The organism is Candidatus Hartigia pinicola, from assembly GCA_020541205.1.
Classification (GTDB): Bacteria; Pseudomonadota; Gammaproteobacteria; order Enterobacterales; family Enterobacteriaceae; genus Hartigia; species Hartigia pinicola.
This window is the reverse complement of the sequence record CP048208.1, coordinates 1,942,778-1,954,907: the sequence shown is the minus strand read 5'-3', so window position 1 is coordinate 1,954,907 and position 12,130 is coordinate 1,942,778. Positions and strand designations below refer to the sequence as shown.

The following is a 12,130-nucleotide window of genomic DNA, read 5'->3' as shown; positions in this document are numbered from 1 at the left end:
AAACTTTCAGATCAGTGAGTAAGAACTGTAAATAGGTAACAAGTATTTTGGTTAGTGATAGTTAAAGCATTATGCCTATAAAACTTGTATGTTTATTTAAGGTTCATGAAGTATCTATGACACTTGTATAAGCAATAGATCTATATTTGAATTCTCATGAAATTAATATTAGTATGTGACAACTCTAGAAATAGGATTGTAATTAGAACAATTGTAGCTTGTATAAAAGATTCATTTTATGTTTGATTGCTGTTGTTAAAATACAAAAACGATATAAATTAAATAGTTCAAATAATATTATACTATACGCTATCCGCTAAATAGTTAAAATATAAAAAATTAATTTCTTTCTATTCCTGAAAATCTAATACTTAATTTTTTGTGTGTTATATAGAACTTTATTAATTTTAACAAATATTTTATAATACAATATTACCGTAAGATATGTAATTCGAAAACTAATGTGATTTTGTATACATAAAAATGTCTGCTAGTATTTCATTACTTTTTTTAAAATTATTTATTTGATGAAATGCATTTTTATTTGTAATTATTTTCTACATTTTCATATAGTAATATACGGTATTTTTAATGATGTGTAATGAATTTTCTTAGAAACTCTTATGAAAACTTTTATGAAAATATACAGTAGTGTTATAAAAGATTTTGTATGCATTAATTTTTTAGTGATTGATATACTCTTGATTTTTTAAAAAGATTTAAGTTATTAATTTATTTTTGCAAATAATATGCTTCTTTTAAGATTTGATTATCTTAATAAAATATATATAATAATTACGTTGAAAAATAATTTTTCATAGTATTTAAAATTTACATTAAATTTTTTTCGTTAGTAAGAGATAATTATTAAAAATTAATATTTGTATTAATTTTTATAACTAAGTAAACAAATTAGTTTATTCCTTAATTTTAAAGCCACCTACAATATATTTATGTTTTATGGATTGTTAGTTATATGTCTTTATTATATTAGAAGATATTTTATTTTAAGTAATTCAAAAATATACTCGATTCTATACTACTTCGTTATAGTTGCATCTTTATCAGAATGAATTAAAATATGTATTATTATTGTTAATCAGCTGAGTGAATTGTTGTTATTTTAGCTACAGTATATGAACATCATAACAGCATCTTATAAACTCACTTGTAGTTAAATGTTCTTCATACTACATTAGTTGATTATTGATATACTTTAATTAGTGAAATAATAATGTGAGTTTTATGTAAGAACGTACTTAAGCAGAGATTAAACATCTATTTTATGAAGATTAAATCAAAAATACTATATCTAAATATATTTAGATACATTAAGTTAACAGATAAAGAATTTTTAGAATTGTTATCTAATTTTTATTAAAAAATCAATTAAATAACATATTTTAATATGGAAAATATCTTTAAAAACTGAATATACAACATTGGTATATTAAACTTAGTGTTTTAAATAAAACTATCGATAGTTATAAAATCTGTTTAATTCATTATGAATTTATATTAAAAATATTGATTGTTCTATTTTTGTAGCACTTTATATATATTTGAAAATTTAAAGAGACTATAATATTTTGATAACTTAGTATATAAATTAATGTGTAATAACTGTATATTATTAATTTTCTTAGTTTATAGTATATCAATATAACTTAGGTATACACTAATTTTTATTTTCTACTTATAAAATTACTTTTACAGAAAGATTACTCAGTGTAGTATTTTATATATAAATTGATTAATTCAATATTTCATTACCATATATAACACTAACAGGGTATTTAGAAGTATAAATATTTTAAATTAATAAGTTATTTTTTATCAGTGTTTTTATTTTTAATTATTACAATCATATTTTTAAAATGAGTTAATAATGTGTTTTTCATCAACTGATACCTTTTTCTTAGTTTCTGTTATTTTTAACGTGAATTCTGTTTTCGTATTCAGGTTATCTAGATAATATTGTCTGATTTATGTGCGATGTATTATGTTCATTTTAGTTGATCTATAATCTATAAAATTCTGATTTTTTAAAAATATTCAACAAAGTTTATATTAAATATTATGTAATAACAATATCTTATTTATGTTGTAAATATCCTGAATAAATTACAATTTTACTTGATAATGTTTAGAAACTATTATAATTAAGTATTAACATTCTAAATTACTTAATAATTACAAAGAATGCTTTTTTACATTTTAATGTAAGTTTTTATAAGAAGTTTAGTGACAGTTAAAATAGAAAAGGCTTCAGTGATGTTAAAAATAACTACAGTAATCTAGCTTTATTTTAGTAAAATGTAAAATGGAGAGTAAGGTGATTGACCTTATATGAAGTTTACAATATTAATGTAAGTGTGTTTAATGAAGTATATATATTTGTTGCCCGGTTTAATAAATTAAATATATACATCGGTATTGCTATTCTTTATACTTTTTTAAATTTTTTAAAATTTTATCGTGTGTTAAGAAAAATCTTTGTTCATTTTATTTATTGTTTTTATCAGACAATATGATGTCTAATTGTGTTTTATTCGATGTTAATTAAAGTAAATGAAAAAGATCTTCACACAAACACTTGAGATAACTAAGTTAGTGAGATTAAAAATTATACTCAATCGTGCGCATTCCGTAATTTTTAAAATTCTTAGCAGATAGATTTACATTATTATATTATTATTCTTTTTTTAGTATATAATCAAATGCACATAAGTTTTATATGATGTTGGCGAAATATCATTAAGTAAGTAAAAATTTAGTCATTGACTGGCTTTGCTTAATATTGACGGAACTACATGTTTAATGATGAAAAGAAATTATCCAACAACATTCAATGCTATACTATTGGCGCTTATTTATAGTCAACAAGCATACGCTAATCTCTCAGAACAATGTATGCTTGGTGTTCCTGTTTATACCAAACCAATAATTCAAGGTGAATCTAGACAGTTATCTATAAATATTACAGCTAAAAATGCTCAAGGAGCATATCCTAACATTGTTGAATATAAAGGTGATGTTAATATTCAACAAGGCAATAAAACTTTAACTGCAGATAAAGTCAAACTAACACAAACACATTTAAAACGTGAAAATCCAATCTATAAATTTATTGCTATTGGTAATGTTCATTACGATGATCCACAAATTATTTTACAAGGTCTTTCCGCTTGCTACAATTTACATAATCAGAATATAGATGTAGATAATGGTAGCTACATGATAGTGGGTCGTCAAGGTCGTGGTGATGCTAAAAAAATAAAAATTAGAGAAAAAAATCGTTTTGCTATCATGAAAAATAGTACTTTTACTACTTGTTTACCTGGTAATAAAAACTGGAATATTGTTGGTTCTACAGTTATTGTAGATCGTGAAAAAGAAGTGGTTGAAATTTGGCATGCACGTTTCTATCTTGGTGATATTCCAATGTTCTATAGTCCATATATGCAATTTCCAATCGGAAATACTCGACGTTCAGGTTTTTTAATTCCAACTGTGAACTATTCTAAAAATGATGGATTAGAGATCTCGCTGCCTTATTATTGGGATATAGATTCTAATTATGATCTTACGATTACCCCACAATTTATAACGCACCGTGGTATTAAGTTAAATAATGAGTTTCGATATTTACTGTCTGAATATACAGGAACAATAGCTTTTGATTTTATTAATCGAGATAGAGTATATTTCAAACATAAAGAAAATGGCAGACGTGATTTTCGAAATAGTAATGCTCGATGGTTATTCTCCTGGCGTCACTCGGGTATTTACGATAACCATTGGAATATTAATGTTGATTATACCAAAGTGAGTGATCGCCAATATTTGACTGATTTTAATTCGCAGTACGGTAGCACAACAGCTAGTTATGTGACTCAAAAATTCAGCACTGGCTATACCGCTGAAAATTGGAATGCTACCTTATCGTATAAACAGTTTCAATTTTTTCTAGATGACTTGAACAAACGTGCTTATAAAGCAGCACCACAGTTAGATTTTAATTACTACAAAAATCACTTAGGTTTTTTTGATTTTCGTACTTACGCACAAGCTTCACGCTTTACTAGCATAGGTAAAAATAATCCAGATGCTACTCGTTTACATATTGAATGTGAACTAAGTGCACCATTATCAAATGACTGGGTAAACATCAACAATAGTCTAAAGCTTTTAGCAACTCATTATAATCAAGAGATTCCTAATGAGAAACAAAATGAAAAATTAGCTAAAAATGTAACACGTGTCTTGCCGATGTTTAAAAGTGATCTAAAAGTTGTTTTTGAACGTAATCTTTTTGATAATCGTTATTTTGTTCAGACCTTAGAACCTCGTGTTGAATATCTTTATATTCCGTATAAATGTCAAAATCATATTAATAATTACGATTCTGCTATTTTGCAGTCTGATTACACTGGATTATTTCGTGATAGTATATACAGTGGTCTTGACAGAATTGCTTCTGCAAATCAGTTGACGACCGGTATAACAACACGTATTTATGATAAAACACTCACTGAGCGTTTTAAATTTTCTATTGGGCAAATCTATTATTTAGAGCGATTACGAGCAGGAAATAAAGATTTACACATTGATGATAAAGGTAATACTGGTTTGTTGTTATGTGCAACCGACTCTTCTTGGCGTATTAATGATAACTGGGGTGTTCGTGTAGGTCTGCAATACGATCATCGCTTAGGTAGCGTTACAATGGGTAATGCAGTCACTGAATATCGTGTTGATTCTGATCGTTTATTACAATTAAAATATCGTTTCGTTGACTCTAATTATATTCAAGAAACTTTTTATCAAGACGCAAGTATTGCTTCTTCTAACGTATCACCTGAATATCAACAAGGAATATCACAAATTGGCGCGGTATTAAGTTGGCCCTTGAGTGAACGCTGGGGTTTCATAGGTTCGTATTATTATGATACAAAACAACAGCAATCTTTTAGCCAGATTATTGGATTACAATACAATACTTGTTGTTGGGCGTTCAATATTGGCTATGAACGTAAAATTATTGGTTGGCAAAATAAAAAGTTTAATAGCGAATATGATAATAGATGGACGTTTAATCTTGAACTTAGAGGTTTAAATAATCATCATAGTTTTAGTAGTCAGGAGATGCTTAGTAGAGGTGTGATACCTTATCAGCAAGCGTTTGAACAATAGATATAAGTGAATTTAACTATATTTCAATATTAAAAAAATTATTTCCATAAAAATCCTAGTAAATATAGGTAAGTATATGATTTTGATTAGTTGATTTATGTGATTGATTTACAGTATACATCATAATTTTTGAAATATAAGATATATTGTCTATTTTTGAAATAGACAATAAAACTGCTTTAAGGTAAGAATTTAACTTAATTGATGGGATTATTATGAATTATTGGGAGAATTTTATTCTTGGACTCATATTTGCAAGTATGACTGTATTAGCTGCAGCAGAGCAAGTAGATAAAGTGGTTGCTATAGTTAATAATGAAGTTGTATTGGAAAGTGATATACAGAATATACTAAACAGAGTAAAATTTAATGCACGTCATACTTCTCAAAAAACTTTTAATGATACATTGCTTAGGAAGCAGATCCTTGATCATTTGATTATAGACAGCATAATACTGCAGACAGCCAAGCAAATGCAAATTGATATTCCTGAAAAAATAGTTAATGACACAATTGTTGATATTGCACATCAAAATAATTTAACTCTTGAAAAAATGAAAGCGCACTTAAAAACAGACGGAATTACAATGGAAGAATATCGCCGTGACATTCGTAAAGAAATACTAATTGCAGAGGTACGTAATAACGAAGTGCGTCGTCGAGTATCAATTCTACCTAAAGAAGTTGAACTATTAGCAAAACAGATTAGTGCTCAACCTGCTTATCAAACTAATGTTAATTTAAGTTATATATTAATTCCATTACCAGAATATCCAACTTCAGAAAAATTACAACAATCACATGAAATAGTTAATAAAGTGATGAATGAATTAAAAAAGGGTATTAGTTTAAATCGACTTTCCATTACTTCTTCCGTAGAGTCACAAAGATTAAAAGTGATTAAGATGGGTTGGTCTAACTTACAAGATCTACCTTCTATTCTTTCTAAAGCATTACAAAACTCAAAAAAAAATGACGTTATTGGACCTATTCGATCTAATTTAGGTTATTATGTTCTACATGTTGATGACATTAAAAGTATAAATAATACTACTTCTGTTACTGAAGTTAAAGTTCGTCATATCTTACTTAAGTCATCACCCATACTGAGTGATATCCAAGCGTATCAAAAACTTACACAGATTTGTCAAGATATCTATAGTGGAAGAATTACTTTTGAAAATGCTGCGAAAAAATTTTCTGAAGATCTAGACAGCGCACTAAAAGGTGGTGATTTAGGTTGGAATATGGCTGAGATCTATGATCCAGTATTTCGTGATGCGTTAATTAAACTGAAGAAAGGTGAAATCAGTCGTCCTATTTTATCTAAATTTGGTTGGCATCTAATTCAATTACAAGATACGCGCAATATTGATAAAACTGATTCTGTACAAAAAAATCAAGCTTATCGTTTACTGTTTGATCGTAAATTTAACGAAGAATCAAAAAGTTGGGTTGAAGAACAAAAAGCAGCAGCATACATTAATATTATCGATGCCGATTCATGATCAATCTAATAATGAAAAAAATTAATAAACCCATTGTTATAACTCCAGGTGAACCTGCGGGGATAGGTCCAGAACTTCTAATTCATCTTATTCAAGATTTTTGGCCGGTACAACTTGTTGCTTGCGCTAGTCCTGAATTACTTTTGCAACGAGCTCAGCAACTCAATCTTCCTTTAATACTAAAAACTTACACTTCAAGTTGCATTAACGATGCACATTATCCGGGCGTTCTATCGATTCTTCCTATTCGCTTAAATGCACCAGTTAAGGTGGGTAAATTAAATATTGTTAACAGTAGTTATGTTATCAATACTCTCTCCAGAGCTTGTGATGGTTGCTTGCATGGTGAATTTTCCGCAATTGTAACAGGACCTGTACATAAAGGTATCATTAATGATGCTGGAATTTTATTTAGTGGCCATACTGAGTTTTTTGCTAATAGAAGCCTATGTCGCCGTGTTGTTATGATGTTAGCGACAGTAAAACTGAGAGTAGCATTGGCTACTACTCATATTCCATTAAAAGAAGTTTCTGACGCAATTACACAACAAAGTTTACGAGATGTAATTAGTATATTACATAATGAGTTGCAAACTAAATTTAATATTAAACAACCTAATATTTATATTTGTGGGTTAAATCCTCATGCAGGTGAGGGTGGGCATATTGGAATGGAAGAAATTACAACTATTATACCTGTCATAAAATTTTTACAGGAAAATGGTTTAAATTTAATTGGCCCTTTGCCTGCTGATACTCTATTCCAACCTAAATATTTAAAAAATGCAGATGTAATTCTTGCAATGTATCACGATCAGGCACTTCCTGTGTTAAAATATCAAGGTTACGGTGAAGCAGTAAACATAACGCTAGGTTTACCTTTTATTCGTACCTCTGTCGACCATGGGACAGCGTTAGAACTAGCAGGTACAGGTCATGCTAGTGTAAGTAGTTTTATTGCTGCTTTAAAGTTAGCGATTCAAATGATATCTAATATTCATGAATAATCGAGTGTATCAAAGACACCTTGCCAGAAAACGTTTTGGGCAGCATTTTTTAATTGATCAGTATATTATTAATAGTATTATCAATGCGATACACCCACAACCTGATCAATCTATTATAGAAATCGGTCCAGGACTTGGAGCACTAACTGTACCTGTGATTAGTCGAATAGATAAGATGACAGTTGTTGAGATTGATCATGATCTCGTTTTTCGCTTACAGATGCATCCTAAATTAAAAGAAAAACTAACCATTATACAGCAAGATGCTATGACCGTGGATTTCGATAAATTAGCACAAAAAGCGACTCAGCCTTTACGCATATTTGGTAGCTTACCTTATAATATTGCAACCTCTTTAATTTTTTATTTATTTACTTTTATTAATGTAATTTTTGATATGAATTTTATGTTACAAAAAGAAGTAGTTGATTGTTTAATCTCAGATTCTGATAAAAAAACCTATAGTCGTTTGAGTGTGATCGCACAATATTATTGTCAAATTATTCCTATATTAGACGTTCCACCTACTGCGTTTTCTCCAGTACCAAAAGTTAATTCAACTGTAGTTAAAATGATTCCTTATTCTAAAAAACCATATCCACTTAAAAATATAAAATTTTTAAATATTATTATTAAACATGCTTTTAGCCAGCGTCGTAAAACCATTCGAAATAGTTTGGGTGATTTATTTAGTATTCAACAGTTGGCTGAACTTGGTTTTGATACTAGTATGCGTGCTGAAAATATCTCAGTCAGAGCTTATTGCAAAATGGCAAATTATTTAGAAAATTTATCTAAACGTACTAAAAATATTGAGTTTATATAGATCATGAATTCATTTTTTCTTATTAAGAACAAAAATAGAGTTTGAGTGATTTAGTAACGTTAAAATAATGTAATATTAAACTATAAGGATCTAATTTAATTTAAAAGGAGACGTTATGCTGAACGAACCTAACGTAAGCATTCAAGTTCGAAGTGTCTACATAGAGAGTCAATCGCGAGTAGAAATTAATCGATATCTTTTTGCTTATACTATATCTATTTGTAATTTAGGTCGAGAAGCAATACAACTAATCAGCCGTTATTGGTTAATCACTAATAGTGCCGGACATAAAACAGAGGTACAAGGTGAGGGTGTTGTTGGTGAACAACCGGTTATTCAACCAAATAAAATGTACCGTTATACTAGTGGAGCTATACTTGAAACTCCAATGGGCATAATGGAGGGGTATTATGTTATGTTAAATAGTCAGGGTAAAACTTTTCACATTGATATTCCTGCGTTTCGTCTTGCTATACCTACTTTAATTCATTAATTATGTCGACATATATAATTGGTGATGTGCATGGTTGTTATCGTGAACTACGAGCATTACTAGAACAAGTGAATTTTTCTCCAAAAAAAGATACTTTATGGCTGACTGGGGATTTAGTTTCGCGTGGCCCTGAATCACTTCAAGTACTTCGCTATATTAAAAGTATTCATTCTTCAGTACGATTAGTTTTAGGTAATCATGATCTACATCTTCTTCGTGTTTACTGCAAAATCAGCAAAAATAAACCAAAAGATCATCTTGATGAGTTACTCAATGCCTACGATATAGAAAATTTAATTAATTGGTTGCGGTGTCAACCGCTCTTACAAATTGATGTAAAAAAGAAAATAATTATGGCGCATGCAGGAATTACTCCTCAGTGGGATCTTGATATTGCGTGTGCATGCGCAAGAGAAGTTGAATCTGTTTTATCAAGCGATGCTTACCCGTTTTTTATTAATGCTATACATGGAGATATGCCTAATACTTGGTCAGGAAATTTAACCAGATTATCTCGCTTACTCTTTAGTACTAATGCATTAACTCGTATGCGATATTGCTTTCCTCACGGGGAATTGGATATGGTATGCAAAGAAATCCCTAAAGAAGCTCCGTCACCATTAAAACCATGGTTTTTACTTCCTAATAAATTGCCTGAAGGGTTTTTGATTTTTTTTGGTCATTGGTCTTCATTAGAAAGTGATCAAATCCCAAAATATGTTTATGGATTAGATACAGGTTGCTGTTGGGGTAGGGAATTAACATTGTTTCATTGGGAATGTAAAAAATTTTATCACCAAAAATCACAACAAAAATGTCGAAAACATTAAATTACTGATTACTTTTATAAGGTCTTTATATCTAAAAAATTTAAAATTAAGATAAAAATAAATTGTTCTTGTAAAGGAAATTTAAGATTATATATATTTATATAACATGAGTCACTAAAAAACTGTTTAGAATTTTTTATGAAAATAGTTTTAATGTGCTAATAAATATAGGCTGGTATTTTAATACTTTTACTGTGTTGTTACATTTTTGTATAAGATAACATCCATTAACTATTAAAGAATTTTTATTCTTAATATTTTCTTGATATTATTTTTATCACTATAATTACATGAATAACCCTTTAAGTGTCTACATTCATATATATGATATAATTTTGAAAATTTTACCTGCGTCTTTTGTTGTTTTACTAAATTAAATATTTGATTATTAACGATTTTTTAATTTAAAATTGTAATAATCTTTTTAGTATTTAAACTTATACTAACATAAATGTTGTTACAAGGATTTGTTTATGTTTTTCAGTAAAGCGGGTTTTGATTATACTGGTAAAAGTTGACAATCTTGAAATATGCTATCTTTATTAAAGCATTATTAAATAATTCCGTCTTACTGATAAATATTGTAATTATATTTTAATCAAAATATCTTTCATAAAATTAATTTCCTTAAGTTTGAAAATTGTAGTCGCTAAGTTGTAAAATATAATTTGTTACAATATCTTTTTATTTTTAATGTTATAAATTTTATTTCGATAAAATTTATCAACAATGATTCAATTTAAAAAGGTTGAAATGTTATTATAGACACCATAATACTAAAAATAATATAAATATAAATAGATTATTAAGTTTTTTTAGTTAATATTTTAAAAGAATAACTATAAAAGTGATGTTTATCTTTTTTATGATATTCGTTAAAAATACATTCCCATTCATTAGTGTTATAGATTGGGAAATAAATATTTCCCATTATTTTAGCATTGATATGTGTTAAATAAAGTTTATTTGCTAAAGGCAAAAATTGCTGATAGATTTTTTCACCACCAATAACAATAATTTCTTTCTTATTTTTTCTTGCTTGTGTATTATTTGCTTTTACTAAAGATTCTGCAATCGAAGCAGTCCAAATCACATTTTTATCAGAACTTGTTTTATTGCTTAAAACAATGTTAACCCGCGATGGAAGAGGGTAACCTATTGACTCGTAAGTTAATCGCCCCATGATAATTGGTTTATTTAATGTATTATGTTTGAACCATGCAAGATCTCTAGGTAAATTCCAGGGTATTGTTTTGTTTATACCAATAACCTGATCAGCTGTCATTGCTGCTATTAAACTAATATTCATTAGATTACCAAATATGTTAAATATAAAATAGTACACTCATTATAAATAAAAACATTTTTAATTACTTTAAATTTATTAAAAAATAATAATTGGTTTATACTTAAAAATGTAGTTATTTAATTGAATCTTATAAAAGATTTTGAGTATAGAATAATCACCATATAACTGTCATTCTCATAAAAAGATGATAAATAAATGAAAATGTAATTACTATTAGATTATAGGTGTGTATGATAAAATATCTTATTTTAGTTTATTAAAATGTTGTAAATAATGTTTATGAATATAAATTTAGATAGAATTATTTTCTTTTTAAGAAATAAAAGTGCACTTTAAATTATTTAATATACAGATAAAACATAACAGTTTCATTCTTTTATTTAATTTATTTACTTATTGCAATAATATTAATACATTTTTAACACATGATTATAATTTAATTCTTGTATGCTAATTGTAGATTACTGACCTATACTTTTATTCACTGTTCACAATAATTTTTATCTACATATAAAGTTATTTTTAGTTAGTAATTACCGAATATTTTTATAGTTTCACTTCACTCGATTTCATTTTATATGTTATCTTAGCAAATTATTTAGATTGTTCATTCCTAATTCCTGTAATCTATTAATAAATTAATAAAATTATTAATATGAACAGTAAATATTATTTTTAAAGACGATTAACTATTAAACTATAAATATTGCAGTTAGAAGTGTATTTTTACTGGAAATAAAAAATAACTTTTATTATAAATGATAATATTTATTATGTAAAATTGTTATTGATATTCAGCCAGATATCATTAAAGTATGTCATTAATTTTTCTTATTAGTTAAGTAAATATTAACAGTTTTATTGAATATGAAATAAACGTTGTCTTAATAATTACTAAATATATTTAGATTATATATTTCTCAAAAGTCATCAAGTAAAGGGTGAGATTTTTAGTTTGTGA

At 27.3% G+C, this 12,130-nt stretch carries 7 protein-coding genes; 6 read left to right on the top strand and 1 reads right to left on the bottom strand.

Going from position 1 to position 12,130, the window contains the following annotated elements; genetic code table 11:
- Positions 1-2,823: 2,823 nt before the first annotated feature.
- From lptD to apaH, 6 genes are all read left to right on the top strand, one after another.
- Positions 2,824-5,196: an LPS assembly protein LptD gene (gene lptD, locus GFV14_RS03560; protein ID WP_457914694.1), complete on the top strand. Its 2,373-nt coding sequence runs from the start codon at positions 2,824-2,826 to the stop codon at positions 5,194-5,196.
- A gap of 215 nt (positions 5,197-5,411) precedes the next feature.
- On the top strand, positions 5,412-6,704 hold the full coding sequence (gene surA / locus GFV14_RS03555) for a peptidylprolyl isomerase SurA (RefSeq protein WP_457914287.1): 1,293 nt from the start codon (positions 5,412-5,414) through the stop codon (positions 6,702-6,704).
- An 8-nt stretch (positions 6,705-6,712) separates the two neighbouring features.
- Positions 6,713-7,711 (top strand): 4-hydroxythreonine-4-phosphate dehydrogenase PdxA, encoded by a 999-nt coding sequence (pdxA, locus tag GFV14_RS03550; protein WP_457914693.1) that lies wholly within the window; start codon positions 6,713-6,715, stop codon positions 7,709-7,711.
- Positions 7,704-8,537 carry a 16S rRNA (adenine(1518)-N(6)/adenine(1519)-N(6))-dimethyltransferase RsmA gene (gene rsmA, locus GFV14_RS03545; RefSeq protein WP_457914286.1) on the top strand — a complete coding sequence of 278 codons (834 nt, stop codon included), beginning with the start codon at positions 7,704-7,706 and terminating at the stop codon, positions 8,535-8,537. The genes pdxA and rsmA overlap by 8 nt, the downstream gene beginning before the upstream one ends.
- 115 nt (positions 8,538-8,652) lie before the next feature.
- Positions 8,653-9,030: a Co2+/Mg2+ efflux protein ApaG gene (gene apaG / locus GFV14_RS03540; RefSeq protein WP_457914285.1), complete on the top strand. Its 378-nt coding sequence runs from the start codon at positions 8,653-8,655 to the stop codon at positions 9,028-9,030.
- 2 nt (positions 9,031-9,032) lie between these two features.
- On the top strand, positions 9,033-9,860 hold the full coding sequence (gene apaH, locus GFV14_RS03535) for a bis(5'-nucleosyl)-tetraphosphatase (symmetrical) ApaH (protein WP_457914284.1): 828 nt from the start codon (positions 9,033-9,035) through the stop codon (positions 9,858-9,860).
- Between the two features lie 805 nt (positions 9,861-10,665).
- Here apaH and folA read toward each other — a convergent pair.
- Positions 10,666-11,169: a type 3 dihydrofolate reductase gene (gene folA / locus GFV14_RS03530; protein ID WP_457914283.1), complete on the bottom strand. Its 504-nt coding sequence runs from the start codon at positions 11,167-11,169 to the stop codon at positions 10,666-10,668.
- Between the last annotated feature and the right edge of the window lie 961 nt (positions 11,170-12,130).